This window comes from Stenotrophomonas sp. Steno-C15 (assembly GCF_056393265.1).
Genome location: NZ_JBWJPF010000005.1, coordinates 1 through 26,939, shown reverse-complemented (window position 1 = coordinate 26,939; position 26,939 = coordinate 1). Strand labels below are relative to the sequence as shown.

The window sequence follows — 26,939 nt, the reverse complement described above, 5'->3', positions numbered from 1 at the left end:
TGATCGATTGGAACGCGTTACGTGGCCACTGCCCTGCCCCAGATCCTGAGCACCCTGCACGCTGCGGCGGAGGCCGCCGGACGTGCGCCGCCGCGCCTGCTGGCGGTCTCCAAGACCCAACCGGCCGAGGCCGTGGCCGCCCTTGCTGCACAGGGCCAGCGCGCCTTCGGCGAAAACTACGTGCAGGAGGCGCTGGCCAAGATGCAGGCGCTGCAGCACCTCGACCTGGAATGGCACCTGATCGGCCATCTGCAGTCCAACAAGGCCGAAGCGGTGGCCACGCATTTCGACTGGGTACAGAGCGTGGACCGTCCCAAGCTGGTGACCGCGCTGGCCCGCCATCGACCGGCGGCGCGCGGAGCGCTGAACGTGCTGATCCAGGTCAACATCGATGATGAATCGAGCAAGCACGGCTGCGCGCCAGAGGACGTCCAGGCCCTGGCCGAGGCCATCGCCGCCGAGCCTGGCCTGCGGTTGCGGGGTCTGATGGCGATCCCGGCGCCGTGGCCGGAGGCGGAACGCCGCCGCGACGCATTCGTGCGCATGCGCACACTTTTCCAGACACTGGCCGACCGCTTCCCGCAGGTCGATACCCTTTCGATGGGCATGAGCAGCGACTACACCGAGGCCATCGCCGAAGGCGCCACCCTGGTGCGCATCGGCACCGCCCTGTTCGGCGCCCGTCCGCGGCCGGCCTGACATTCCGAGGAGACTTCCATGGCAGCAGATTCCATCACCTTCATCGGCGGCGGCAACATGGCGCGCAGCCTGATCGCCGGCCTGATCCGCCAGGGCGTGCCTGCCACGCGCATCCACGTGGCCGAGCCGGTCGCCGCCGTGCGCGATGCGCTTGCCAGCGACTTCGGCGTGCATACCCACGACAGCGCCAGCGCGGCCGCCGCGCAGGGCCAGACCTGGCTGCTGGCGGTCAAGCCACAGGTACTGCGCGACGTCTGCCAGTCGCTGCAGCCGCTGGCGCAGGACAACCGACCGCTGGTGGTCTCGATCGCCGCCGGCATCACCAGCACGCAGCTGCAGCGCTGGCTGGGCGGCACGTTGCCGGTGGTGCGCGCGATGCCCAACACGCCCGCGCTGCTCGGTGCCGGCGTCACCGGCCTGTACGCAACACCGGCAGTGGATGCACCGCAGCGGGCCCAGGCCGAGCACCTGCTGGCCAGTGCCGGACGCACGGTATGGATCGACAGCGAGCCGTTGATGGATTCGGTCACCGCTGTCTCCGGCAGCGGTCCGGCCTATGTGTTCCTGCTCGCCGAAGCGATGGAAGCGGCAGGCATCGCCCAGGGTCTGCCCGCCGACGCCGCACGCACGCTGGTGGTGCAGACGCTGCTGGGCGCCTCACGCATGCTCGATGAAGCGGGCGAAAGTCCCACCGAGCTGCGCCGCCGCGTGACCTCGCCCAACGGCACCACCCAGGCTGCGATCGAAAGCTTCCAGGCCGGCGGCTTCGAGGCACTGGTGGATGCCGCGCTGCGCGCCGCACAGGTGCGCGGCCAGGAACTGTCAGCGGCAAACGACTGATTCCTTGGGGTCAGATCCCTCTGCCGGGGCAAAGGGATCTGACCCCATCTCCCCCGATGCTCATTGCCCCAACGTGGTCATGACGAAGTCGACGAAGCACTGCAGGCGCGGGCGCGGGCGACGGTCCGGCAGATAGATCAGGTGCATCGGCCGCGGCGCCGGCAGATGGTCGCGCAGCAGCGGTTTCAGCCGGCCCGCAGCGATCTCAGTGGCCAGCAGTGCCGTCGGTTGCAGAATCAATCCGGCACCCGCCACGGCAGCCTCGCGCAGCGCGAAGCCGTCATTGCTGGTGAGCCGTGCCTCCCAGTCCACATGCTCGCCACTGGCCAGCTGCCAACCGTGCCCGCCACGCCACGCCAGGTGGCTCAGGCAATCGTGCCCCTGCAGATCCGCGGGCGTCCGCGGCGTGCCTCGACGGCGAAGGTACGACGGCGCTGCGCACAGGCTCATCGCATAGGGGGGCAGCGGACGCGCCACGATGTCCGCCGAGGGCAGCGGACCGACCCGGATCGCCGCGTCGAAGCCGTCTTCGATCAGGTCCACCCGGCGATTGCTCAGATCCAGTTCGATGTTCAGCAGCGGCTGTGCACGCAGCAGTTCGGCCAACCGGGGCGCCAGCACGCAGCTGCCCCAGGTGGTGGGAGCACTGACCCGCAACACACCGCGCGGCTGCAGCTGCAGGCCGGCCACGTCCGCCTCGGCCTGCTGCACCTGTTCCAGCACCTGCCGGCAACCGGCCAGATAGGCGCTACCCGCTTCGGTCAGGCGCTGCCGCCGCGTGTTCCGCTGCAACAGCGCGGTGCCGAGGTGGCTTTCCAGCTGCTGGATGTACTTGCCCACCATCACCGCAGACACCTGCAGGTGCTCGGCGGCAGCGGCGAAACTCCCGCGCTCGGCCACGGCGACGAAGGCCTGCATGCAGCGCAGCATGTCCATTGCTAAGTCCTGATTAGTAATCAGCAAATCATACGCGGCTTACCAAACCGCGTCGTCACGGCGCAGACTGCGCTTCATCTCCCCAAAGCAAGGAACCGTCATGAAGATTCTTCTCGTGGGCGCCACAGGCACGCTCGGCCAGGCCGTAGCGCGCCAGCTCGGCCAGCAGCACCAGATCCTGGACGCAGGGCGCAGCAGCGGCACGCTGCGCGTCGATCTGACCGACGATGCCAGCGTCAACGAACTGTTTGCCCGCACCGGCGCGGTCGATGCGGTGATTTCCACCGCAGGCAAACTGCATTTTGGTCCCCTGCGTGACATGACGCCCGAACGGTTCAACGTCGGCCTGCAGGACAAGCTGCTCGGTCAGGTGCGGCTGGCACTGGCCGCCCAGCATCACCTCACCGCCGGTGGCTCGATCACCCTGACCAGCGGCATCGTCAGTGCCCAGCCGATCCGCGACGGCGTCAATGCAACCTCGGTGAACGCCGCGCTGGAAGGATTCGTGCGCGCAGCGGCCCTGGAGCTGCTGCCCCGCGGGCTGCGCATCAATGTCGTCAGCCCGAATGTGCTGGTCGAATCAATGGATGCCTACGCGCCCTACTTCCCCGGCTTTGAAGCGGTCACCGCCCAGCGCGCGGCACTGGCGTACCAGCGCGCGGTGGAAGGCATCCTGAGCGGTGAAACGATCACCGTCTGGTGATGCATGATCCAGCCTGGCGTGCCCTCCGATGTGCCGGGGCCTCAGCCCCAGCGCATCGGACCGTCACCCCGTTCCCCGAGGACATCTTCGGGGTTGGCCAGCCGGCAGCGCTTCAGTGACAGGCAGCCGCAACCGATGCACCCGGTCAGTTCGTCACGCAGCAGCTGCAGCATGTGGATGCGCTCATCCAGCTCGGTCCGCCAGCGTGCGGACAGCGTGGCCCAGTCGGCCTTGGTCGGTGCCCTGCCCTGCGGCAGGCTTTCGAAAGCGCGCGCCACCGCCTCCAGCGGCATGCCCACGCGCTGTGCAACGCGTATCACCGCCAGCCGGCGCAGCACGTCGCGGCTGAAGCGGCGCTGGTTTCCCGAGGTGCGCAGGCTGCTGATCAGGCCCTTGCGCTCATAGAAGTGCAGTGCGGATACGGCCACGCCGCTGCGCTGCGAAACCTCACCCACACTCAGTTCCTGCGACACCATTGCTTGACCTCAACTATAGTTCAGGTGTCATGCTGCGGTCTTCGCCGCCGGATGACAAGCGCGGCCTCCCAGACTTTCCGCATGACCCCAACTCCATCTGCTGCCGACGCCGCCCCTCCTGCCGAAACCTCCATCCTCTCCGCGCGCTATCGTGCGACCACCCTCGGCATGGTCGCCCTGGTTTCGCTGCACGCCTTCGAAGCGCTGGCGGTGGCCGCAGCCATGCCCACCGTCGCCGCCGCGCTTGACGGGCTTCGCCTGTACGCGCTGGCCTTCGGCGGGACCCTCGCCACCAGCGTCATCGGCATGACACTCGCTGGCCTCTGGGCCGACCGGCACGGGCCCGCGCGGCCGCTGTGGTGGGGCCTGGCGTGCTTCGTACTGGGCCTGCTGCTGGCCGGCCTGGCCACGCACATGGGGATACTGGTGGCCGGGCGGCTGCTGCAGGGCCTGGGCGCGGGTGCGATCTCGGTCTCGCTGTATGTGATGGTCGGCCGTGCCTACCCCGAATCGCTGCGGCCGAAGGTGTTCGCAGCATTCTCCGCTGGCTGGGTGGTGCCGTCGATGATCGGCCCGGCTGCGAGCGGGCTAATCGTGCAGCACCTGGGCTGGCGGTGGGTGTTCCTGGCCGTGCCGCTGCTGGCGCTACCCGCTGCATTGCTGCTGCGACCTGCAGTGTCACGCCTGCAGCCCTCGCCTGCGGGCGACAGCGGCAATCGCAGCCGGGTGGTGCGCTGGGCCAGCGGCGCGTCGCTGGCAGCGCTGCTGTTGTATCTCGGCGGGCAGCAGCAAGGGATGGCGGCAGTGCTGTGCATCGCTGTGGCGATGCTTGCGCTGCTGTTCTGCGTGCAGCGGCTGCTGCCCGCCGGCACCTTGCGCGTGCATCGCGGCCTGCCCAGTGTGATCGCCCTGCGCGGCATCGCCGCTGCGGCATTCTTCGCCTGCGAGGCCTACCTGCCACTGCTGCTGCAGCGCGAGCGCGGGCTGTCACCCAGCGGGGCCGGCGCGGTGTTGAGCCTGGGGGCATTGGGCTGGTTCGCCGGGTCGTGGCTGCAGGGCCACCAGCGCAATGGCTGGTCACGCCAGCAGCTGCTGCGCGCGGGAACGCCGCTGATGGCGATCGGTATCGCGGCCACGCTGGCGGTGCTGTTCCGCACGGTACCGCTGTCGGTGGCTCTGATCGGCTGGACGCTGACCGGCTTCGGCATGGGCATGATCTACGCCAGTCTTTCGGTACTGACCCTGTCCCTTTCGGCACCGCACGAACAGGGAGCCAACACCTCGGCGCTGCAGTTGAGCGAGGCGCTGGCGGTCACCACCGCACTGGCCGTCTCCGGCGCGCTGTTTGCCCTGTTCGTGGACGACAGGCCGCACATCGGCTACGTGCTGTGCCTGGCGATCACCCTGGGCCTGGCTCTGCTGTCCACGCTGATTGCACGCCGGGTGTAACGCCACCGGTTGATTCGGCCGGGCGTGGCCCGGCGATCAGTGCAGTCATGGCGTGGCCGCCGCGTCCACGTCATCGATGTCCCGGTGCAGGATGCGGCGCACCTCCAGCACGGCCTGCGGCGATTCCTGCACGCTGTGTCCGGAGATGATGACCTTCTCCGACAGCGCCCCCGGCAGGTGCGCGCTCCAATACGGCACCAGCCCATCGTCGGATTTCTCCAACGGCAGTTCCGGTTTGCGCTGGGCGATGATCGAGTGGTACTTCAGGCCCGCTTCGATCGGCAGCTGTGCGGCCGCCTTCACGAACGGATCGCTGGCCTTGAGGTTGTCGATGCTGTTGGGAATCTTCGGCTTGGCGGTGCCGTCAACCTGCTGCTCGGCCTGCGCCAGCGCCAGGAACACATCCTCGAATTTGCCCAGGATGGTCAGCGGCAGGCGCACCAGACGGCCGATCAGGCGGCCGACCCTGTTGCCGGCGATGTCGGTGCCCTGATGCGGGGCGGCGATGAAGATCGCCCGTTCCACATTCGGCTGCGCCTTGAAGTGCAGCAGCGGGCCCAGCTTGTTCTGCACCCGCTTCAGTCGTTCACCCTTCAGGTCATAGTTGGCCAGCAGGTCGTTCCACAGCACGTCGCCCGAGTCGCTCACCAGCAGGCGGGCCAACACGCCGCCCATGCTGTGACCGATGTAGACCATGTCCTTCGAGGCGCGCGTGCTGCCATCCGGGTCGAAATGCTTCAGCGTGTCGTTGAATGCAGTAGCGATCTCATAGCGGTTCAGCGCGATCGGCGCGTTGGTCGGGTAATACACCTGCCACACCTGGAACTGCTGGCGCAGCTCGGGATCGCCCATGATCTCGTTGGCCAGGTTCACCCACGCTTCCGGGCTGCTGGCCAGGCCATGCAGCATGAAGATGATGCGGCGGTTCGGATCCCACGGCTGCATCAGGTAGATGTGCGGCTCACCGATACCCTCGCTCATGCCGAACAGCGTGCGCAGCGATTGCCGGGCGAAGCCACTCTGCGCCAGCCACAGGCCGTAAGCGGCAGTGAAGTTGCCGGCCAGCGGCACCTGCTCGCCGTGCAGGGTGATGCGCTCGGTCGCTTCGGGCGAATAGGCGTCCAGCTCGACCCGGCGGGTGCGCATCACGTCCTCCAGCGTGCTGCCCTCGAAGCGCAGCAGCGCGGTGACGTTGATCGAGGACATCTCGCTGAACTCCGGCACCGCATCATCTTGGCGATGGCGGCGACCACGACGCGCATCGCTGTCGTCGTCCTGCCCGCCGTCCGCCTTCGGGCCATCTGCGGAGACCGCCGGAGTGACCAGCTTCGGCGGGTCCATCACCATCACCAGCTCCGCACCGAAACCGTCGCGTCGATAGGTACTGCGCAGGCCGACGAAGCTGACCGTGCCAGCGGGTACCAGCTGCGCCGGAATGCTCTTCAGGGCCAGCTGCTGGTAGTTGGAGGCCAGCGACCAGCTGCCGACCGTGATCGGCTTCGTATAGTCCTCGCCGGCGAGCGCGGCGGCGCGCGCCCGCACGAACAGAACCACCGCGGCCTTCTCGGCTGCATAGTTGTAGTAGTCGCGCACCTGCGTCTGCCGGTCCTCGAACGCCCGATCGGACGGCGAACGGCCGCTGTAGAACAGGTAGGCGTAGGCATAGCGCGCCGCTTCCAGCCATGCGTCCAGTGCGGCATCGCTCATCGGTGGATCGCCCGCCGCCGTCTTCTTCGGGGTCAGCGCCAGCGCTGCCTTCACCCACAGCTCCGACAACGCGGACAGCCGCTGTTCGACGTTGAGATCGTCGGTCATCAACAGCGTGCTGCGACAGACCACGAAGTCCTTCTCGCACTGCGACTCATCCAGCCCGGCTGCACTCAGCGTTTCCCGGGCCGCCGGGCTGAGCCTGCCGGTGTTGAGCACATCGGCACGCTTGTTGACCAGCGAGTCACTGGATTTCACCTGCTTGACGGTGACCATCGCGCAGCCGCTGCCGGCCAGCAGCATGAAGATCGCCAGCGACGCCGGCAGCACGCGCTGCCAGCGGGAAAGTATGGACATGAGCATCACTGCGGGTCCTGCTCGGTGCCGGGCACGCCCTGGCGGATCACGGTGGAAAAGTTGCCGCCGTCACCCAGGTCCAGCGCGCGCTGGGTGATCCGGCCCTTGGCATGCAGCACTGCGTACGGCACCCCCGGCGTCAATGCCCCGACCTCCTGCGCGTACTCGGCCAGATAGCCGGACAGCAGCAGGCGGTAGTCCAGCGGCAGCCGCGGCGCGATATGCCTGGCCAGATCGAAGACGATGGTGGTGCAGTTGCTGGTCAGCGTATTGTAGAAGCCGGGCTTTGCATCCAGCTCGCGTGCCTGCGCGATGTAGGCAGCGAACAGTTCCTTCAACTGTGCGCGGTCCATGCCATGCAGGCGGTACAGATAGACATCCTCGCCACGCGCGTTGGTACGCGTGCGGATGATGTCGGTCTCTTCGGAGGCCACCAGGGTCATCTCGAACTTGCGGAAGAATCCCCCCAGTGCCGAGAACGATTCCCCGCGTTCCTTGCGGATCTCCAGCGAGAACACGACATGGCGGCCATCGTCGAAGCCGAACGAGATCAGCGTGTGGGCGATCGCCGGCCCCATCCAGTACGAAAGCACCAGGTCGGCCGAACGCAGCTGGTCCAGGTCGTACGTGCGGCGCACCCAGCGCGCGTCATAGTCGGTTTCGCTGCGCCAGGTGAAATCGCGCACGTTGTCCAGCACCACATGCCGCCCATCGAAGGAGACCACGTGCAGGCGTTGCGCTACATCATCGGCCCAGACGCGATCCTGGCGCGGGGTCAGCAGCATCCACCACCCCAGCGCCAGGGCCAGCGCCACGCCAAAGGCCATGCCGAGCCGTCGCGTGCCATGGCCACGGGCGACCCGCCAGGACGCCCACAGGGCGGACAGCACCCACAGTACCGCCACGGCCGACGCCAGCCAGCCCGGCCCCGGCAGCTGATAGAGCAGCAGGCCAGCCACCCACAGTGCCAGCAGTACCATCACACTTCCTGTCATCCAACGTCCTGCGGCTTTCACTGGCGTCCTGTCGTGGTCCCGGGGGCGCATAGTTAGCCACAAGCGGGTTCGCCCTGGCATCTACGGCCCGTTCAGGCTGCTGGGTGCACCGTCTGCAACGCCGTTTTCCACATACCGTTCCCTCTTCCAGGAGCATCGATGGGCATTACCTCCGTGGCCGGTGTTGCGGTCCAACCCCAGCACAGCGCCCGCTGTCATTGCGGTACGGTCGAACTGCTGCTGGACCTGCCGGACGGCATCGTCGACCCGCGCCGCTGCGACTGTTCGATGTGCCGCCGCCGCGGCGCCATCGCCGCCAGCGTCGCCCTCGCCGGGCTGCAGGTGGTGCGAGGGCGGGACCATCTGCGGCTGTACCAGTTCAACACGCATGTGGCCGAGCATTACTTCTGCGATGTGTGCGGCATCTACACCCACCACCGCCGGCGTTCGAACCCCGACCAGTACGGCTACAACGTCGCCTGCCTGGAGGGCATCGATCCCTTCGCGCTGGGCGTGATCCCGGTCAGCGATGGCGTGAACCATCCGGCCGACCGCCCCGCCTAGTGCCGGGTACGGCGTGACGGCGCGGCGACCTTCTGCCAGGGCGCCATGCCGCTGCGGCCTGCGCGTACAGGCCGCTTGCGCCAGGGCCGGCGGGGCGCGGGCTCCGCTTGAACGGGGCGCGGCGGAGGCGCGGGCCGGCGTGCAGGCCAGAGATGATCAAGCAGCCACATGGTCGGTCTCCGTGGGGGCGGGGACGATCAAGCGTGGACGCTGGCCTGCATAGCCGGCGTGAGGCATCGACGACGCCACGATGACAGGCGGCGAAGCCCTGCGCGCGCACCACGCCGCAGCCGCATCGCGGACTGGGCGGCACCTCTTGACGCCCGCGCTACAGTGATAATTCCCCTCCTGCTGCAGGTGCCCCCGGATGCCTTCGTTCTCCGATGCCCAGGCTGCGGCCCGCTATCACGAGGGACCGCTGCGGCAGGTACCTGGATTCCTCGGTCTGCAACAGATGGCCCACCTGCTGCTGGCCGAGCACGTGCCCGAGCACGGCCACGTGCTGGTGCTCGGCGCCGGTGGCGGCCTCGAGCTGAAGGCCTTCGCTGACGCCCACCCATACTGGCGCATGCTCGGAGTCGATCCGGCCGGCCCGATGCTGGCGCTGGCCCGCGAAACGCTCGGCACACGGATGAACCACGTGGAGCTGCTGGAGGGCTACATCGAGGATGCCCCGGCCACGATCTTCGATGGCGCCAGCTGCCTGCTGACCCTGCACTTCCTCGATATCGACCAGCGCCGGCATACCCTGCGCGAACTGCGCAGGCGGCTGCGTCCGGGCGCGCCATTGGTGGTGGCCCACCACAGCGTCCCGCAGGAGCCGGAGGCGAAGCTGCGCTGGTTGAGGCGCTATGCGGCCTTCGGCGAGGCTTCCGGCATTGCCCGTGCGGATGCACAGCGCGCGATCACCGCCATCGCCGAGCGCCTGCCGCTGCTGTCACCGGAACAGGAGGTGGAGGTGCTGCAGGAGGCAGGCTTCAAGGACATCGAGCTGTTCTACGCCGGATTCACCTTCAAGGGCTGGGTCGCCTACGCGGCCTGATGAACCTGCAGAGCCGGCGCTCGCCCGGCCAAGCCCCGCACCTCGCACTTTTCCAGGGCCGCCCGGGAGAAGGGGCTCCCGTGCGTCGACCCGGAATGCACGTTATTGCATGTTCATGCACGAATATGCACACTTATCCCATGAACGCCGATTCCAGCCCCCTCCCCGCCGAACGTACCCGGCAGATCCTCGAGGAACTGCGCCAGCAGGGCCGCGTGATCGCTGCGGAACTGGCGCGTCGTTATGCGGTTTCCGAAGATTCGATCCGCCGCGACCTGCGTGAACTGGCCGCCCAAGGCCTGTGCCAGCGCGTGTACGGCGGCGCCGTGCTGCCGCCGCCGAAGGAGCGCCCGCTGCGCGAGCGCCTGACCCGCGATCGTGGCGACAAGGCCGAACTGGCCGCGCGCGTCTGTGCCCTGCTGCAACCTGGGCAGGTGGTGCTGCTCGATGCCGGTTCGACCAACCTGGCCATCGCCCAGCAGTTGCCGCCCGAACTGGCACTGACGGTGATTACCAACGCGCCGCAGATCGCCACCGCCGCCAGTGTGCATGAAGGCACTTCCGTGCAGCTGATCGGCGGCCGCCTGGCCAGCGGCGGCGGCGCGGTCGGTGCCGAAGCACTGGCCCAGGTGCAGCGCCTGCGCGCCGACGTGTACCTGCCCGGCCCGTGCGCGGTGGATGGCGACACTGGTGTGTGGGCGATGGATGCCGAAGAAGCCACCTTGAAGCGCGCCATGGTGGCCTGCAGCAGCCGCGTCATTGTCGCCGCCACCACCGAAAAACTCGGTGCCCGTGGCCACTGGCAGATCGCCGGCCTCGACGAGATCGACGACCTGGTGCTGACCACATCAGCCCCGCCCGCACTGGCAGCGCGCTTCCTCGCTGCCGGTATTGCGGTGCACCCCACCCCGCCCTGACCGAACCGCCCATGTCCGTTGCCTACCGCGCGCGTGCCGAACAGCACGCGACCCGCGCTGCATTCTTCATTCCCGGTTTCGCCACGGCACTGTGGGCGACGCTGGTACCGTTCGCCAAGGCACGCGCGGACCTCAACGACGCCACGCTCGGCGTGGTGCTGCTCTGCCTGGGTGCCGGTTCGCTGCTGGCGATGCCAGTGGCGGGCGTTCTGGCCGCGCGGCTGGGCTGCCGCCGGGTGATGGTGGCCAGTACGCTGTTGATCTGCCTCACCGTGCCGGGCCTGGCCCTGGCCGGTTCAGCGTGGCTGCTGGGCCTGGTGCTGTTCGTGTTCGGTGCCGCGGTAGGCGCGATGGACTGCACGATGAACGTGCAGGCCGTGGTGGTCGAGCGCGAAGCGCGACGTGTAATGATGTCCGGCTTCCACGCCTTCTTCAGCATCGGCGGCTTCCTGGGCGCGGCAATGATGACCGTGCTGCTGTCCCTGCAGCTGCCACCGCTGGCATCGGTGCTGATCGGCGTGGCCGCGATGCTGCTGGCGATGCTGCTGTCGGCGTCGTACTGGCACCGCGAGCGCATGCCGCACGACACCCCGATGCTGGCCATGCCGCACGGCATCGTGCTGTTCATCGGCGTGCTGGCCTTCGTCGCGTTCCTCGGCGAAGGCGCGATGCTGGACTGGAGCGCGGTCTTTCTCAGTGACGTGCGCAGCGTCGATGCGCGCATGGCTGGCATCGGCTATGTGATCTTCACCCTGACCATGACCGTGGCCCGCCTGCTCGGCGATGCACTGGTGGCGCGGGTGGGACGCGAACGCGCCATCGTGTTCGGTGGCCTGCTCGCGGCCAGTGGCGTGCTGGTGCTGACGCTTGTCACGCCCTGGCAGGTCTCACTGGCCGGTTATGTGCTGGTCGGCCTCGGCTGCGCCAACATCGCGCCGGCGCTGTTCTCGCTGGCCGGCCACCAGACCCGCATGCCCGGCGCGCTGGCGATCACCGCCGTGTCCACGCTGGGCTTTGCCGGCATTCTTGCCGGCCCGGCACTCATCGGCTTCGCCGCCAATCATTTCGGCCTGATCGCTGCATTCATCGGTGTGGCCATCGCGCTGCTGCTGGTGGCGGTGTCCACGCGCTGGCTGCGGGTGTAGCGCGCGGGATCAACGGCGCCGACGCTGGACCTTCATCCGCAATCGTCGATAACCGATCACCGTAGCCGTCGCGCACAGCGCGGTGCCGGCGGTGCTCAACAGCAGCAGCACGCCCAGCCGGGCCGTCTCCTGCCGCAGCATTGCCGGCAGGTCCCAGCTGTGCAGGAAGTAGAACAGCCAGCGCCCGACGCGCTCACGATGCCCCAGGGTCAGCAGTGGATCGCCGCTGCCCAGATCGAAGTAGACGCGCGTCGCCTCGGCATCACCGAAGTCCGCCACCGCCACCGGGAAGCGGCGCACCGCCGCACCGTTCATCGCCTCCGGCGCACGTGGATAGAAATAGGCATCCGCTGCATGCAGCAGCGCGAACCGATGCATCGGCGCGGCAGACATCGCCTGCGCCTTCTGCTGCAGCCATGCCACCGGCAGCAGCTGCATCATCCGAAGATGCCCTTCGCCTGCGGATACGATGCGCGTATCGCCCTGCCCGTCCAGCAACAGCGCGAACAGCTCACCGCCGATGCGCCGCCACTGGATCTCCACCGGCATGAACAGCCCACCATGGGCCGCAGCCAGCAGCGCTGCCGGTTCGCCCAGTGGGCCATTCACTGCCACCGCACCGCCGCGATACTGCGACGTGTCGATCGCCGCGCGCGTACTGCTGAACACGCCCAGCGGATTCATCGACATCAGGCCACTGAAGATCCAGGTGAACACGAACGCCGCAGCCGTCAGACCGATCAGATGATGCCAGCGCATCCACCGCTCGACGTACGGCGTCTTCGCGCCCGAACGATAGGTGCCACGGAAGCGCCAGCGCAACAGACCCACCACGATGCCGCTCACCGCCGCCACCGTGCACAGTGCGGACAGCACGATCACCCCCCACGTCCACACCGGGTCCACCGACTGCATGCGCAGGAAGTACAGCCAGTGCAGCCAAGCGCCCACATAGTTCCAGCGCTGCTGCACATGCGGTGCATCCAGCACCACCTCGCCGGTGCGCGAAGACACATAGAGGTCACCCGGCCGCGCACCGCCCACCTCGACCCGGTACAGCGGCCGATGCGCATCCAGCGCACGCGAATGCGTCCAGCGGTCCTCATCCACGCGCATCGCACCCACGAATGCCGGGCCGCCGGCAAACTGCGCCGCCGAAGCTTCGGCGCGCTGTGCCGATACCGGCAGCAGGACCTGCCCGGTACGCGCCGACCAGGCTCCCACGTGGCTGCCACTACGCACCACATAGGCGGGCTCGCCGCGCAGCGTGGTCAGCGCCACGCTTTCCGGCTCAGCCTGCACGGCCGCTGGCAACGCCGACAGTCCCAGCAGCCCATGCGCGTCGCCCAGCACCGGCAACGCCGCCAGCCGCTCGCCGGGCATCAGCTTCGGGTAGCCGACGAACAGCATCACCATGCCACTGACGAACCACAGCAGCATCAGCAGGCATCCGCCGATGCCCAGCCAGCGGTGCACCAGGTAGGTCCAGCGCTTGGCGGTGGATCGCAGCGACATGGTGTGCGTCCTCAGAAGCGATGGTCGAGCGTGAACTCGACGCGGCGGTCCGCACCCAGCAGCCACTGCGTGCTGGTGTAATACGCCGTCGCGTAGTACGCCTTGTCGAACACGTTGAACAGGCGCGCGCTCACCCGCGTGCGCGGTGCCGCCTGCCAGGTCAGCGCCAGATCGGTGGTGCTGTAGCCCGGCAGCTCCAGGGTGTTGGCGTTGTCGGCGTAGCGCTTGCCGACGTAACGCGCACCGCCGGCCACGGTCCAGTCCGGCAGGAACTGCCAGCTCAGCCACACATTGGCCAACCGCTCGGCCACGTTCGGCGGCACGTTGCCATCGCGCGAGACCAGCACGGCCGGCGAACCGGTGGTTTCCAGGAAATCCTCGAACTCGGCCTTCAGTACCGTCGCGTTGGCATCGAGCGTCCACTGCGGCGCGAAATTCCAGTTCAAGGACGCCTCGATTCCTCTCGAGGTCTGCGCGCCCACCTGCACCCGACGATCCGGCAGCAGCGGATCACGGCTGAGCAGCCCGGTCTTGCGGATCCGGTACGCCGCCAGCGTCCACTCGCCACCGTCGAAGGCCTGCTTCAGGCCGACTTCGACCTGACGCCCCTTGGCCAGGTCGAAGGCACCGTTGGCCGGGCTGATCATCAACAGGCCGCTGACCGGGTCGGCCGCCTGCGAATACTGCGCGTACAGGCTCAGCGTCGGCTGCAGCGCGAATACCGTACCTGCTCGCCAGCCGGTGCTGCTGTAGGTCTTCGAGAATGCCTTCTGGCCGCTGATCAGATCGGTACGATCGATGCGCGCGCGGTCGTGGCGTAGCCCGCCCAGTACCGACCAGCGCTCGTTCAGGGCCAGCCGGTCTTCCACGAACAGAGCGTACTGCTCGGCACTGTTGCGGTAGCGCGGCAGGTTCGGCGCATCGCTGGCAAACTGCCCCGGCACCGGATGGAACGGATCGACCGGGCCGGAGCTGCCGGCATAGGTGTTGTTGGTGTGCTTGAAGTGCGCGCGGTTGGCATCCATCCCCAGCGCGAAACTGTTGGCAAGACCGCCCACCTCACCCTGCAAGCGCAGCGTCGAGGTCAGCCCGGTCTGGTCCTGGTTGTGGGTGATCTCGGTATTGCCCGAGCGATCGATCAAGCCGGTAGCGCGGTTGTAGACATAGGCCTCGGCGTTGCGCCAATCGCGCTGGCTGTCGATCTGGTAGACGCGGGTGCGCCACTCCACCTTCGCGTTCGGCGTCCACAGCGCATCGAGCTGCGTCCAGCGGTCACGGAAGCGGATGTCACTGTCTTCCACGTTGTAGTTGCGGTGGCGCAGCGCTTCCAGCTGGCGGCCCTCGACCAGCGGCGTGCCGAAGTAGCGCATCGGCTGCTGGTAGCCCTGCGCATGGGTGAGCGTCAGCTGCAGGTCGGTACGCGGCTGCCACAGCAATGCCCCGGAGAAAGTCGCGTCACTGTTGCGACCACGGTCCACCCAGCCGCCGCTGTAGTTGCCGCTCACATCCAGCCGGTAGGCCAGCTCGGGCGTCAGCGCGCCACCGCTGCCGAAGCCCAGGCGCGCGGTGTCCTCGCTGCCCACCGTCACACTGATCTCGTTCTCGACGGCACCGCGCGAAGGCTTCTTCGGCAAGATGTTGATCACACCGCCGATCGCACCGTCGCCGTGGATCACCGAGGCCGGCCCGCGCAGCACTTCGATGCGCTCGATGGACCAGGTATCGAACGGGAACGTGATGCCGACGCCCCCGTACTGGCGCAGCCCGTCGTACAGGCGCATCACCGACGCCCCATCGGTGAAACCCCGGCTGGACAGTGCGCTGAGGCCATTGCCCGGATGCGGCATCGCGCTGATCGCACCCGCGCGGCTGATCGCATCGTTGAGGTTGGAGTCACCGCGCTGCTCCAGCTGGTCGCGGTCGATCACGGTGAGCGCCGCAGGTGTCTGCAGCACGTTCAGGCCCAGCGCGGAACCTGCGCCGGGGGTGGCCGACAGCGCACCGTGCCGGGTATCGACTACGCGTACGGTGTCCAGGGTGGTCGGGCCCGCCGCTTCGGCACGGGCAGGTGCAACAGGCAGGGCGCAGGCGCACAGCGCCGGCAGCGTCGCCCAACGCAGGGCAACGCGCTTCGGATGTCTTTTCATTTTTTCACGGCATGCAATGCCACCCCGCACTGCGGGGCAGCAGGAAGGAAAGCGCACGCGGTAGCGCCAGGTCATGCCTGGCGGCTTCCATCAGAGGGAATGCACGGCCGCGTGCGCGGCTCAGCCCGCCAATGCCGCCGGTGGTCCCCGCGCCCCGAGGGTTCCCGCCAGGCGCGCGGGCACTGCCAGCACAGCGCCCAGCCGCGCCCGGCAGACCGGCGCCAAGGGCACCAGCAGCAGGAACGCCGCCACCAGCAGGGTGATCAGCCGCGCCGCGATCAGGCAGTAATCGCAATCCACGCCCATTTCATGGTCGGCGTGTGGATCGGCGGGCGGATTCTTCGCGGCCTCATCGTGCGGCGTCGCCATCGCATGATGGTCGTGATGGCCTTCCATCGTGTGCTGCGCATGCAGCGAATGATCCATCGCCGCCACCGGCGCCGCCGCTGCCACGCGGCCATGCGCCACCCAGCGGCTCACCAGCGGGGCAAGCAGCACCAGCAGCAGGGCGAGCCATGCCAGGGCCTGGAACCGGCGGTGGAATCGGGGGCGGTGCACCCGGGCATTCTACGGCGCGGCGCCGCAACCTTGGACCACGTTCAGGGTTTTGCCCCTGCGACAGGGTGACGCAGGCGCCTCACGTCGCGTACTGGGCAACGCCATGCCCGAACGACCAGTTCTCCTTCTTCACTTCCACCAGATTGATGAACACGTCCTCGCGGCGGATGCCCACTGCCGCATGCAGGCCGTCAGCGATGCCCGCGTACAGCGCCTTCTTCTGCTCCAGGGTGCGGCCCTCGTTCCAGGTGATCTGGATGCAGATGAAATCGTCGGAGCGCTGCACACCCAGGTAGCTGGGGTCGTAGACCAGGGTGGCGGCGTCGTGCTCCTGGAAGATCTGGAAGCGGTCGTTCTCGGGCACGCCGACAGCGCGCATAGCCTGGTAGATGGCCTCGCCGACGCGCTGCAGGTAGTCGGCGGATTGGCCTTTGCGGAGATCGATGCGGGCGAGCGGCATGGTGGGGCTCCCGGGTGGAGGGGTCATTGTGCTGAGACTACGCCTGCCCGGGGCGGTGGGACAGCGCAGGGATGGAACCCTCTGCCTTCATCCATGACATGGTCACTCGCCTACTGCGCGGGTTGACGTAATTGCCGTGGCGGCGCCTCGCCAGAGTCGTCATGTCCACGGTCGAAGGGGGCGGCGGATTGCGCCATTAGAGACGAGCTTCGCAGCGAGTGGGTGCTGCAGGGCACAGAACTGGAAACGCTTGGTGCGCCTGCGTGCAGTTGAGAACTTTCCTTACGGACCGCTGTGATTGTGGGCCGGATGATCTCCATGCCGAGGCGCGTTGCCCTGGCCGGGATTGGCGTCTCGAATAAACGAACGAACTTCCACCGCTGCGGTTCACACCTCAGCAGAGAGAATGCACCGATTGCCTTCAATGGCGGCCGGTGCGTGGGGATCGACAGATCCGCCAGGCCTTCCTCTCGGTGGAAGTTCGTTTGCCTTGGTACGCCAACCCGCACCGTCCGCCACCTTCGCTTCGGAAGGTGGCCCCACGCCAGTGAGGGTTTCGCCATGACCAACCGCACCGCTGTCCATCCCCGCCTGCACGCCCTGATCGGCGACATCGCCGCCGACGCGCCCGAGGACCTCGCACGCGAGATCGAGTGCGCCTTGCACGAACAGAGTCTGCCCGTGCAGTCGCCTGCCTTCTTCACGTACCTCAATGCCATCAGCCGCGCCGACGGCGATGACGGACAGCCGTGCAAAAGCCTCACCCTCGTTGCCAGCAATCACGCCTCGCTGCGCCGCTCGATGTCTGGGCTTACCGCACTGCTCGATCTGCTGCAGGCCGCCGACCATGCACGCAACGAAGGCGGCCCGGACGAACAGCTGGGCGCTTTCCACACCGACGGACTGATCGTGGCCGCGCGACAACTGGTGCGTGAGGCGAATCATTGCCTCTCCGGCGCTGACTGACCGGCCCGGATGCCCTCCCGCTACAATCGCGCAGGGAACGCAGGAGGCCGCAATGGACGCCGAACATCTGGACTACTTCAAGGCCGCACTGGAAGGCCGCGCAACCGTGGGTTGGAACGTATGGTTTGCCGCCAACCAGCACGCGCTGGCCCAACAGCTGAGCCGCCCTGCACTGCTGCGGTTGAAGTTCAGAAAACTGGATGAAGCCGAGTGCCTGCTCGCCGAGGCCGGCATCGTGCCTCGCAGTACGGCGGGCAAACGCTACGAAATGTACTGCGCCCAGTTCTCGGCGGACGTGGTGGACGCGAACGGTCGCCCGCTGCCAGCCATCTGGCGCGCGGCGCACGGCGGTGCGATCGGCCTGCTGGCCGAGGGCGAACACGAGGCCGGCCAGGCGAAGCTCTTCGCGGAGTTCCGCCGCGTCCGCAAGCGTGGGCTGCAGCAGGCCCACGAATGGTTGGCTGATCTGTGCTTTGAAGGCGAGATGGAACTGACCAGCGGCAATGCCGAGGTGGGCCGTGGTCTGTTGGCGGTGGTGGTGCAGGCCGGCAGCGGCCACGACCTGTTGGATGCGACGGCGATGATCGCGCGGGATCTGCTGGATCAGCACGGGTGATGGCAGCCGCAGCAGCGACGCTGGCACGCATCATCAAATAACAAAAAAGCCCCCATTGCTGGAGGCTTTTTTCGTTCTGCAACATGGTGGGCGGTACAGGGATCGAACCTGTGACCCTTGCGCTGCACTGATCCCATGCCCGGTGAGTCGCCTGCGGCGATGGCGGTTAGAAGGCAAAGGGCCACGCTTCTTCCAGTCCGCCAAGACGCCTTGGCACTATCTGGGCGATGTTCTCGAATGGATCAGCGGCAGTGAGAGCTTCAAGTGACGATCTGCATGCTGACGGCCCGTCAGAAAGGCAGGTTCTCAGTGAAGACAAAGCCACCCTCGTAGCGGGCGTGGCCCTTGAGAATCTTACTGACCTGATCAGCGAGGGCGTCGTCTTCGTTAAGAGTCTTGAGAACCTCGTCATCAAATGTATCGATCTCCAGTTCGAGGCGCCCCTTCCGATAGTCAAGTGAGAGCTCAGAGATCCTACCCTTCTCCCCAGTATACGCCTCGATCGTTGCATTGATGCGCCAAACTAAGCGACTTTTGATTCGATCCGCAATAATTTGACGGACCTTCGAGTTCCCCTCAATGGCCTGGTAGGACTTACCGACCAACTCCGAGAAAAACTCAGCACTCTTTGCGGCGGCGCTGGTTATGCACTCGACATAGTTAGGAAGGGAGCTAGCACTTATGAAATGGACGAGTGCAGATAGTTCGCGCTTCTTAACCATGTAGCGAGCGAGGTGGGTGATTCCATCAACCTCGGTCACCTTCGTCGACCGCCCCTCGTAAGCAACCTCCACTAGTGGAGCGTCCACGACCGAAAGGAGACTGAAGTGATACAAACGCCTTCGGTTGCGCATTCTCGTACCAAGCAGATCAATCTCGTAATCGAGCGCTTTCATGACGCTCACAATTGAGGAAAAGATCTGATCGTCGTTTCTTGGAGTAACCGTTCCGACCTCCGAGGTTGCTTCGGCGCCTTTTGGAACCCTTTTACTGTTGCCTTGAGGGGGCGTGAGACCCAACTGCTGAAACGCAAAAATTGCGGAACGCGGCGAGAACAAGTCTCTGTACTTTTTGCCGAGCGCCACCGCATGACTATTCTTCCAACTCTCAGTTTTCAGATATGTCGATAGAGGCTCAACGTCGGTCCACACGTGAACAGGATTCCAGTCAAGGTTCGGGTCTTTCTTTGGCTTCTCCTTCGTAAGAAATGCCCATGTCAGTGCCTCGTCCTTTTTGCAGCTGACAAGGACTGCTGCGACAACCTCGACGTCTTCAAACTTTTCTGCACGGTATGCCACAAGATCGAGCTCTCTCGCTCGACCATCGACGTCATCGGCATAGTAGCGCCCACCAATGGTTGACCAGCCATTTTTCTTGAAGACGTCGCCGACCAAGTGTTCAAGGATGAAGCCCGTCTTTTCCAACGCCGCTGGGATCTGATCGAGCGGGACAGAGCGACGTTTAGAAATGGTCATAAGATGCCGTCCTCAACAAAGATCGTTGACCAAGGCCCCGACGAGGCGGCCGCGCGATTAAGATTAATGCCCGCATTCTAGCCAAGAGTCGAGACTAAGAGTGCCGCGTCCAAACACGCTCTCGCGCCGGTAGCTTTGGCGAGTCACCCAAGCTGGGAGAAGTTGACGGGCAGATGGTGAGCGTCTCCATCGACGGGCGCCACCGTGCTCCAACAATTCTGCAGATGTAGAGCAGATGGGAAGAGGACGTACATGCGCTGGAGACAATACGATGACGAACCGCAGAAAACACGGCAGTCAAGGCGAGCTGTCTTGTAGGCAAGGAGCCGCGGCTCCTCCAGTCCGCCCAGAGCCCCTGGTGCCAACTAGGCACGTGCTGGCACGAATTGGATCATGGGAAGGCTATCGCTAAACGAAGAGCGCGCCAGCCAACCTTCCAATCTCTGCCACGGCAGCAACGCCACCGGCGAGTAAGAATGCGGCCGGGACACAACATCCCATAGCCCTGCCCACTTTGCGCTGCCTGCCCGCACGCGTCAGCGGCACCCCAAGCTGGCGTGACAACCTACCTTTTGCGGACGAGAGGCCAGATGCTCTTTTCCATGAGAAGCCAGGTATTCCTCTTTTCCGAGCCATGAGATTTCAGTTCCAATTGTGGGGGCAGTGCACTGATCTGCGTTCATTGCACACTGCGCACTCAAAACAGTGCGGCGCGACCTCCATACGCCCCCGAATTTTCTGCACAGTCAGTTGAAGAAGCCACTTTTCAGCGCTTCCGATTGAAGCATGCCAGACGATATGGCGATCGATTCGATCTCAGGAAGAACCACACCCTCGCTTTGGAGCCTCATCTACCGAACGATGGGAGTCGCCATTAGATTACTTATTCTTTGACTGACTGCCACGCCCCCGAATAATCCGCCCCCTCTGTAGCCAACCGTGATGCCGGTGGTTTGATCTTTACGATCATTGGAAATTTGAATCCAACGCCTCCGAGAAGCGCTTCTCCCGTAGCAAGCGTGGGAACCATCGCCGTAATTCGGGAGTCAGCATCACCAAGCGCCTTCTCCATCGCGTCCCTATCATAAGAATTCGAAAGCCGATGGACAACAAAGGTTCCAATCTGACTAAAAACGTCATCAGGGATATCTCTTGATCGCTGCGTTGATATAACAACAGTCAGCCCGTACTTTCGTCCCTCCTTAGAGATAGCGCCAAACGCATCCAAAACGATCTGCCCCGCATCAAAGCTCAAGCTCTTGCTGAGGAACTGATGCGCCTCATCCAACACGACGATCAGCGGATTCTTCTTGGTGACATAACCTGCCCTTGCCAATGCCAGCAGCTTCCGGCCCAAGGCATTTACCAACACCTCCCTAGATGAGCCTTCAAAAGGTATTGAGGACAGATCCAATCGAATAATTCCGCCACTGGACTTCGCAAACGCCTCAAGAGTACTCGACACCGTCTTTATCGAGGGATCGACGTCGATGAGCCAGCGATGGTGCACGCTTTTCGCAAGCTGATCCACCCTGGAAATCAGGTTAAGGCAGTTCCCCACATCGTTCTCAACTCGCCCACCCCAGATAGACTGGTCCTTTCCGAAGTTGGCGTCGGGGTAAACGCACTCGTGGACAATCTGCTTTGAGAGCGCGGAAAACAGCCATGGAGATCGATCGATCTCGTCCGCGTACTTCGTGTAGTAGGCCTGCTGCGGCTCCTTCTTCTGTCCCGACTTAAGAAGATTGCCTTCCGCATCGATCGGCAGGTCTGCACCAGCCGTCCCAGCCTTAGCATGAAAGACCATCTTCAGGCTTCGAATTGCGGCATCAAGCTTCGGTGCTTGGCTCTGGGGAGACGGGCGCAGCAAAGCTCGCAAGTCGGAATCCATGAAATCCGTATGGGGGAACACCATGCGCTCCCTCCGGCCACCTGTGGTCTGATCGAATACGCCGGTGTACAGATCAAGTTGCTCGTACTCCCCCGTCGCGTCTATCAACAGAGCTTTGCCTCCATTGCTCCGTATTTGCTCGATCATACGGGCGACCGTAAAACTCTTTCCTCCACCTGTCGCCCCAAGTACACAGCAATGCCGCGCAAAGAGCGATTCGGGAGAGATTACGACGTCTACATGTGTGTCCTGCGGAAGCGTGGCGATGTCCAGGGAAACCACGCCGGACGCCTGATCATCCTTGCCACCGTAGAGATGGACGACAAGGTCAGGATGGGCGCTATACACGTGACTTCCAAGTTCAGGAAATCTGGCAACCCCGCGCATTACATCGCCATCCTCAACACGGACCGTTGCCAAAGGTATTGCAGCACCAAGGGGATGTGGAACTCCGCGAGGCAGGGCGCCAGGCTCCACGCTATACCTATCCGAACCTTCCAGCCAAACCTTGGCGATCCGACACAGAAGCGCGACTTCCCCTAATTCGATGAACACCAGATCGCCCACCAGCCCGGCAGATAGTTTCCTGCCAAAGTATGCGTGAGTCACACCTTCAGCCGCTCCCGCAAGATTGATTACGAACTCAGTGGGACCACAGGACGCGACTGTCCCGATGCGCCTCTTCCTTTCATACGGGGAGAACCAGGTCATGCCGGCCCTCCACTAGCACCTATGCCACTCCGTGAGAAGAACTTGGCAAGCGCATCCTCAGGCGACTCCTCACGCCGACTGGGAAGTCGGCTGACGAGGGCAGCAAATGATCCGCCAAAGAGTCCGACGCGACTGTCGCCAGCCTCTATTGCATGCTCGAGCAATTCCCGGACATCACCATTAAATGACCCAGCCGGGTGGAACAGGTCAAGCGTTGCGACAAAAAGCGATAGACTTGGATTCGTACGAAGCGCCAACAAGATGGCATTGTTCAAGTGGCTGTCATTGAAGCCAAAACCAGCGCAAAGAACAGCCGTATTCTGCTTTCTCAACTCTGCGAGAAACGAGGAAACCATATCGAGATATGGCGGCTCGTAGGAAGCTTGGTACTTACCTCGGCTCGGGTATATAAAGACAGGCCTTCCGTAAGACGCGTCAGAAGTCTTCTTCAGTCCATGGGCGCCGATGCGCCAGTTCACGGATCCGTGCAGCTTGTAAAGATGATAGACGTTGGAGATATACGACGGGGGTCGCCCGCTTTCTGCACGCGTGACGATATCGTAGGAAAACCACATCGGATTGAAAGCCCCCGGATCCGCGAAATCGAATCCGTCAATAGGGATGAATCCAGTCCGCGACGCTGCGACCTCGAAGGCAAGGTCGTAATTGGTAGTGAAAATCTTAAGCCGCTGCTGTTTCTCGCCTCTCCGTCCCAGAGATCTCAGCAGACGCTCATGGTCTCCCCACCGATCCGGAGGTACTGAGCTCACGAACGATGTCCGGCCAAGTATTACCTCCTTGGCATCGGTCACAAAAGACCTCAGATCCGTATCGTTCGGCGCTGTTATCAGCCAACTCTCGCAAAGGGAGAGGAGAAGCTCGATGTCTTCAGCCGGCTCGCCAAACTCATTTACTCGCGACTGCAGCGACGAGTACTCTACGGTCGATAGTACTTTTTCGAATCGCTTCTTGTCGGAATTCCGACAGGCCATCCACAGATCGTACATGGAGGGCGCGTATCGAGAAGCAGATGTATTCAGTGACAGCGAAGTACCTGATCCCGCGAGGATGATTAAATTCTCAGCATCCACTAGTCGATTAAGATGCTGAGAAAGATGTCGCCCAATCGCATCATCCCCTCCCGAAATCACTTGCGGAGTGCACTTGCCATCCTTCTTCGGCGATTCCGCACTGCAAAAGAGAGGGGGGATAGCCGGCAAAGGAGGGACTTTGATGGGCGCCGACGCTGCCTCTGCTAACTCATCTGGTCCACTTGGAGTATCTCCACCTTCATTGCGCACAGTCATACGCCCCCCCCTGTTGAGTGCCGATCTTCTAACGAGGGAGACAAGACTGCAAGGGCCGCAGTCCGTTGCGCGGCGCAGGTGACAGGAAATCAGCACAGAGGATTACTGACCGTTGCACTTAGCCTGCACTTACGAAAAAGCCGGCTCAAGGCCGGCTTTGACGTTAACCCATTAAAATCAGGGTTCTATTTGGTGGGCGGTACAGGGATCGAACCTGTGACCCTTGCCGTGTGAAGGCAATGCTCTACCGCTGAGCTAACCGCCCGGTGTGTTGCTGAGCCGCTCATTATAGGAACTTTTCAGAGGCCGTCAACAGTTTTCACATCCGTCTTCACGTGTGTTTTCGAGGCGTGCCGCCGGGCGTGGCCCGGCGCTGCCTCACATCGTGTGGGTGGGCTTGTCCGAGCTGGTCAGGCCGGCCAGCTGGGTCTCGATCTTATGGCGCACGCCCTCGCCTTCGGCGCCGTCGGCCAGCTGCACGCCGATGCCCGCGGTACGGTTGCCCTGCGCCCCTGCGGGGGTCACCCAGATCACCTTGCCGGCCACCGGCAGGCGCTCGCTGGAATCGGGCAGGGTCAGCAGCAGGAACACCTCGTCGCCGAGGAAGTAGCGCTTGGGCGTGGGCACGAAGATGCCGCCATTCTTCACGAACGGCATGTACGCGCTGTACAGCGCGGCTTTGTCCTTCACGGCCAGGGACAGGATGCCCTGGCGGGCGTTGCTGGCACTCATCGATTTCCCCTTGCGGCAGGCCGCTCGTTCACCTTGTTCCAGGCCAGCAGCAACTCGACCACCGCAAGGTCTGCACGCACCGTGGTGCGCAGCAGGTCGCGGGTGCGGTTGGCAGCGTCGAACCAGGCTGCCAGCTTGTGCAATCGCTCCGGCGCGGTCAAGGCGTCCGTGCTGGCCTGGGCCAGCGCCAGGTCGGCGGCGAAGCGCAGGCGCAGCGCCGCGTTGTCATCACCGCACCATTTCTGCGCCAGCTCCACCGCGCCGGTCCTGCCGGTGGCCAACTGCTCCAGGTCGCGGGCCACCTCACGGCGCAGGCTCAGCCCGTCCTCGCGCAGCCAGTTGTCGGCCTGGCCGGGATGGCCGCGCGCGGCGTCCAGCGCTTCGCGTGCGGAGGCGTCGCTGTGGCCCTGCTGCTGCAACCAAGCCAGCGCTTCCTCGTGCGGCGGCAGCTTGAACTCCAGGCGCTGGCACCGGCTGCGGATGGTCTGCGGCAGGCGTGCCGGGTCGCTGCTGATCAGCCACAGGTAGCGGCCGGGCTGCGGCTCTTCCAGCGTCTTGAGCAGTGCATTGGCCGCAGAGCGGTTGATCGCATCGGCCGGATCGACGATCACCACCTGGGCCACACCGTACTGCGGGGTCAATGCCAGTTTGTCGGTGATCTCGCGCACCTGCTCGATGACGATCTCGGTACGCAGCTTGTCGCCGCTCTTGTTCGGAATGAAGCTCACCAGCTGCAGGTCCGGGTGGGTACCGGCAGCGATCAGGTGGCGGGTGCGCGCGGCGTGCGCGGCATCGCCCTGCGCCAGCACGTGGTCGGCCAGCGCCAGCGCAACCTCGCGCTTGCCCAGCCCGGCCGGGCCGCAGATCAACAGGCCATGCCCCAGCCGGCCCGCGTCGAGCGCGGCCACGGTCTGATCGAATGCGCGCTGCTGCCAGGGCGAGAACGTGCTCATGCGCCCTTTCCTTCCTGCAGCCAGCGCTCGACCTGCGCGATCACGTCGGCGGCCACGCGTTCCTGCACCTGGCCCGCGTCGATCACGGCGAAGCGCTGTGGGTCCTGCTGGGCGCGGCTGCGGAACACTTCACGCACGCGCTGGAAGAAATCGTCCTGCTCGCTCTCGATGCGGTCCGGCCACAGGTCGCGGCCATTGGCACGCGCACGACCGACCGCCACGTCCACATCCAGCAGCAGGGTCAGGCCCGGCAACAGGCCAACGGCACGGCGCTCCAGCTCGGCAATCCACTGCGGGTCCAGGCCACGGCCCCCTCCCTGGTAGGCGTAGCTGGAATCGGTGAAGCGATCACTCAGCACGTAGGCACCGCGCTGCAGGGCCGGCTGGATCACCTCCCGCACGTGCTGCGCGCGGGCGGCGAACACCAGCAGCAGTTCGGCCTCGGCGCTGAGCGGCTCGGCGGCGATCTCGGCATCGGGCTTCAGTATCAGGCTGCGGATGCGCTCGGCCAGCGGCGTGCCGCCCGGTTCACGCGTCAGCACGACCTCATGGCCATGCTGGCGCAGGCACGCGCGGATGGCATTGATCGCAGTGGTCTTGCCGGCGCCTTCGCCGCCTTCCAGGCTGACGAAACGCGGGTGGCGTAGCAGCGCGGGACTCATTGCGCCGGGGTCTCCTGGGTGCGTTGCTGGCGCAGCTGCTGCAGGTAGCGCGCTACCGCAGCGTTGTGCTGGTCCAGGCTGGACGAGAACACGTGCGCGCCACTGCCATCGCCAACGGCGACGAAATACAGTGCATCCCCCGCTGCCGGCTGTGCCGCGGCCATCAGCGCGTCGCGGCTGGGCATGGCGATGGGGGTCGGGGTCAGGCCCGCACGGGTATAGGTGTTGTAAGGCGTATCGGTGGTCAGGTCGCGGCGGCGGATGTTGCCGTCATAGGCCGCGCCGATGCCATAGATCACGGTGGGATCGGTCTGCAGGCGCATGCCGATCTGCAGGCGGCGCATGAACACGCCGGCAATCTGCGGGCGCTCGCTGGCCAGCGCGGTTTCCTTCTCGATGATCGATGCCAGCGTCAGCAGCTCGTACGGCGTGTTGATCGGCAGGTCCGGTGCACGGCTCTGCCAGGCCTCGTCCAGCGCCTTTTCCATCGCCGCATGCGCACGCTTGAGCACATCCACGTCGCTGTCACCGCGCTGGTAGATGTAGGTCTCCGGCAGGAACCGGCCTTCCGGATGCTGGCCGCCGAAGCCCAGGCGCTGCATCAGTGCCGCATCATCAAGATCATCGGTGGTGTGCAGCAGTGGATCGGCACGCTTCAGCGCCGCGCGCAGCTGGCGGATGTTCCAGCCTTCGATGATGGTGACGCGGTGCTGCAGGACCTTGCCGGCGCGCATGCGCAGCAGCAGCTCGCGCGGGGTCAGCTGGCTGTCCAGCGCGTACTCACCCACCTTCAGCTTGCCGGCGGCGTCGAGCTGGCGCGCCAGCAGCTGCCACTGTGCGTCCTGGCCTTCGTCCACGCCTGCCTCGCGCAGCTTGCGCAGCACGGTGTTCAGGCCATCGCCGCTGGCGATCACCACGGTCTCTGCGGAGGGGGAGATCCGGGCATCGGCGAACTGGGTCTGCTTGTAGAAGAACCACGCGCCCGCGCCGGCCACGACCGCGACCAGCACCACCAGCAGCGTTACCACGAACAGACACCCGCGCTTGGCTCCCGCCATGGATTACCTCAGAACTCGATTCCGTCGTGCAGGATACCGTGCCGGTGGTGTGGGGTCA

At 65.1% G+C, this 26,939-nt stretch carries 25 protein-coding genes and 1 tRNA gene; 10 read left to right on the top strand and 16 right to left on the bottom strand.

The window, feature by feature from the left end; genetic code table 11:
- Positions 1-21: 21 nt before the first annotated feature.
- Positions 22-699, top strand: coding sequence for a YggS family pyridoxal phosphate-dependent enzyme (locus AC06FB_RS06020; protein WP_128989763.1), 678 nt, complete (start codon positions 22-24; stop codon positions 697-699).
- 18 nt (positions 700-717) lie between these two features.
- Positions 718-1,539: a pyrroline-5-carboxylate reductase gene (gene proC, locus AC06FB_RS06015; protein ID WP_065182441.1), complete on the top strand. Its 822-nt coding sequence runs from the start codon at positions 718-720 to the stop codon at positions 1,537-1,539.
- A 60-nt stretch (positions 1,540-1,599) separates the two neighbouring features.
- Here proC and AC06FB_RS06010 read toward each other — a convergent pair whose 3' ends face one another.
- Positions 1,600-2,475 carry a LysR family transcriptional regulator gene (locus tag AC06FB_RS06010; RefSeq protein ID WP_111187135.1) on the bottom strand — a complete coding sequence of 292 codons (876 nt, stop codon included), beginning with the start codon at positions 2,473-2,475 and terminating at the stop codon, positions 1,600-1,602.
- Positions 2,476-2,575: 100 nt separating this feature from the next.
- Between AC06FB_RS06010 and AC06FB_RS06005 the strand changes: the two genes are divergently transcribed.
- On the top strand, positions 2,576-3,178 hold the full coding sequence (locus AC06FB_RS06005) for a short chain dehydrogenase (RefSeq protein ID WP_074900439.1): 603 nt from the start codon (positions 2,576-2,578) through the stop codon (positions 3,176-3,178).
- Positions 3,179-3,219: 41 nt separating this feature from the next.
- Here AC06FB_RS06005 and soxR read toward each other — a convergent pair whose 3' ends face one another.
- On the bottom strand, positions 3,220-3,654 hold the full coding sequence (soxR, locus tag AC06FB_RS06000; RefSeq protein WP_053519250.1) for a redox-sensitive transcriptional activator SoxR: 435 nt from the start codon (positions 3,652-3,654) through the stop codon (positions 3,220-3,222).
- Positions 3,655-3,735: 81 nt separating this feature from the next.
- Between soxR and AC06FB_RS05995 the strand changes: the two genes are divergently transcribed.
- Positions 3,736-5,103 carry an MFS transporter gene (locus tag AC06FB_RS05995; RefSeq protein ID WP_478053467.1) on the top strand — a complete coding sequence of 456 codons (1,368 nt, stop codon included), beginning with the start codon at positions 3,736-3,738 and terminating at the stop codon, positions 5,101-5,103.
- A gap of 45 nt (positions 5,104-5,148) precedes the next feature.
- Here AC06FB_RS05995 and AC06FB_RS05990 read toward each other — a convergent pair whose 3' ends face one another.
- The gene (locus tag AC06FB_RS05990) at positions 5,149-7,173 is read right to left on the bottom strand and encodes an esterase/lipase family protein (protein WP_111187137.1); all 2,025 of its coding nucleotides are present in this window, start codon (positions 7,171-7,173) and stop codon (positions 5,149-5,151) included.
- The gene (locus AC06FB_RS05985; protein WP_128989872.1) at positions 7,173-8,147 is read right to left on the bottom strand and encodes an Lnb N-terminal periplasmic domain-containing protein; all 975 of its coding nucleotides are present in this window, start codon (positions 8,145-8,147) and stop codon (positions 7,173-7,175) included. Before AC06FB_RS05985 ends, AC06FB_RS05990 begins: the two co-directional genes overlap by 1 nt.
- A gap of 174 nt (positions 8,148-8,321) precedes the next feature.
- Here AC06FB_RS05985 and AC06FB_RS05980 point away from each other — a divergent pair, with 174 nt between their 5' ends.
- From AC06FB_RS05980 to AC06FB_RS05965, 4 genes are all read left to right on the top strand, one after another.
- Positions 8,322-8,726, top strand: coding sequence for a GFA family protein (locus AC06FB_RS05980; protein WP_053519241.1), 405 nt, complete (start codon positions 8,322-8,324; stop codon positions 8,724-8,726).
- A 367-nt stretch (positions 8,727-9,093) separates the two neighbouring features.
- Positions 9,094-9,768: a class I SAM-dependent methyltransferase gene (locus AC06FB_RS05975; RefSeq protein ID WP_164152196.1), complete on the top strand. Its 675-nt coding sequence runs from the start codon at positions 9,094-9,096 to the stop codon at positions 9,766-9,768.
- Positions 9,769-9,908: 140 nt separating this feature from the next.
- Positions 9,909-10,685, top strand: coding sequence for a DeoR/GlpR family DNA-binding transcription regulator (locus AC06FB_RS05970; protein ID WP_065175969.1), 777 nt, complete (start codon positions 9,909-9,911; stop codon positions 10,683-10,685).
- 11 nt (positions 10,686-10,696) lie between these two features.
- Positions 10,697-11,830 carry an MFS transporter gene (locus tag AC06FB_RS05965; protein ID WP_197572159.1) on the top strand — a complete coding sequence of 378 codons (1,134 nt, stop codon included), beginning with the start codon at positions 10,697-10,699 and terminating at the stop codon, positions 11,828-11,830.
- A 9-nt stretch (positions 11,831-11,839) separates the two neighbouring features.
- Here the strand turns inward: AC06FB_RS05965 and AC06FB_RS05960 are convergent, their stop codons facing one another.
- From AC06FB_RS05960 to AC06FB_RS05945, 4 genes are all read right to left on the bottom strand, one after another.
- A complete protein-coding gene (locus AC06FB_RS05960; RefSeq protein WP_478053466.1) occupies positions 11,840-13,345 on the bottom strand; it encodes a PepSY domain-containing protein in 1,506 nt (501 codons plus the stop codon).
- An 11-nt stretch (positions 13,346-13,356) separates the two neighbouring features.
- A complete protein-coding gene (locus tag AC06FB_RS05955; RefSeq protein ID WP_478053465.1) occupies positions 13,357-15,492 on the bottom strand; it encodes a TonB-dependent receptor in 2,136 nt (711 codons plus the stop codon).
- Positions 15,493-15,612: 120 nt separating this feature from the next.
- The gene (locus AC06FB_RS05950; RefSeq protein ID WP_065182485.1) at positions 15,613-15,999 is read right to left on the bottom strand and encodes a DUF2946 family protein; all 387 of its coding nucleotides are present in this window, start codon (positions 15,997-15,999) and stop codon (positions 15,613-15,615) included.
- 130 nt (positions 16,000-16,129) lie between these two features.
- Positions 16,130-16,510 (bottom strand): tautomerase family protein, encoded by a 381-nt coding sequence (locus tag AC06FB_RS05945; RefSeq protein ID WP_053519221.1) that lies wholly within the window; start codon positions 16,508-16,510, stop codon positions 16,130-16,132.
- A 561-nt stretch (positions 16,511-17,071) separates the two neighbouring features.
- Between AC06FB_RS05945 and AC06FB_RS05940 the strand changes: the two genes are divergently transcribed.
- Together AC06FB_RS05940 and AC06FB_RS05935 are read left to right on the top strand one after the other, a co-directional pair.
- Positions 17,072-17,476: a hypothetical protein gene (locus tag AC06FB_RS05940; protein WP_478053464.1), complete on the top strand. Its 405-nt coding sequence runs from the start codon at positions 17,072-17,074 to the stop codon at positions 17,474-17,476.
- A gap of 52 nt (positions 17,477-17,528) precedes the next feature.
- On the top strand, positions 17,529-18,092 hold the full coding sequence (locus tag AC06FB_RS05935; RefSeq protein ID WP_478053463.1) for a hypothetical protein: 564 nt from the start codon (positions 17,529-17,531) through the stop codon (positions 18,090-18,092).
- 290 nt (positions 18,093-18,382) lie between these two features.
- Here the strand turns inward: AC06FB_RS05935 and AC06FB_RS05930 are convergent, their stop codons facing one another.
- The 8 genes from AC06FB_RS05930 to mltG form a co-directional block, all read right to left on the bottom strand.
- Entirely contained in the window at positions 18,383-19,567 is a 1,185-nt protein-coding gene (locus tag AC06FB_RS05930) for a hypothetical protein (protein WP_460256306.1), read from the bottom strand.
- A gap of 883 nt (positions 19,568-20,450) precedes the next feature.
- Positions 20,451-22,169, bottom strand: coding sequence for an ATP-binding protein (locus tag AC06FB_RS05925; RefSeq protein ID WP_460256305.1), 1,719 nt, complete (start codon positions 22,167-22,169; stop codon positions 20,451-20,453).
- Positions 22,166-23,476, bottom strand: coding sequence for an SIR2 family protein (locus AC06FB_RS05920; protein WP_478053462.1), 1,311 nt, complete (start codon positions 23,474-23,476; stop codon positions 22,166-22,168). The genes AC06FB_RS05925 and AC06FB_RS05920 overlap by 4 nt, the downstream gene beginning before the upstream one ends.
- 190 nt (positions 23,477-23,666) lie before the next feature.
- Positions 23,667-23,741, bottom strand: a tRNA-Val gene (locus tag AC06FB_RS05915).
- A 113-nt stretch (positions 23,742-23,854) separates the two neighbouring features.
- Complete coding sequence (locus AC06FB_RS05910) at positions 23,855-24,208, bottom strand: PilZ domain-containing protein (RefSeq protein WP_053520428.1); 354 nt, start codon at positions 24,206-24,208, stop codon at positions 23,855-23,857.
- Positions 24,205-25,161: a DNA polymerase III subunit delta' gene (locus AC06FB_RS05905; protein WP_164152178.1), complete on the bottom strand. Its 957-nt coding sequence runs from the start codon at positions 25,159-25,161 to the stop codon at positions 24,205-24,207. Before AC06FB_RS05905 ends, AC06FB_RS05910 begins: the two co-directional genes overlap by 4 nt.
- On the bottom strand, positions 25,158-25,823 hold the full coding sequence (gene tmk / locus AC06FB_RS05900) for a dTMP kinase (RefSeq protein WP_065182455.1): 666 nt from the start codon (positions 25,821-25,823) through the stop codon (positions 25,158-25,160). The genes AC06FB_RS05905 and tmk overlap by 4 nt, the downstream gene beginning before the upstream one ends.
- Positions 25,820-26,881: an endolytic transglycosylase MltG gene (mltG, locus tag AC06FB_RS05895; protein WP_065175958.1), complete on the bottom strand. Its 1,062-nt coding sequence runs from the start codon at positions 26,879-26,881 to the stop codon at positions 25,820-25,822. The genes tmk and mltG overlap by 4 nt, the downstream gene beginning before the upstream one ends.
- Positions 26,882-26,939 lie beyond the last annotated feature (58 nt).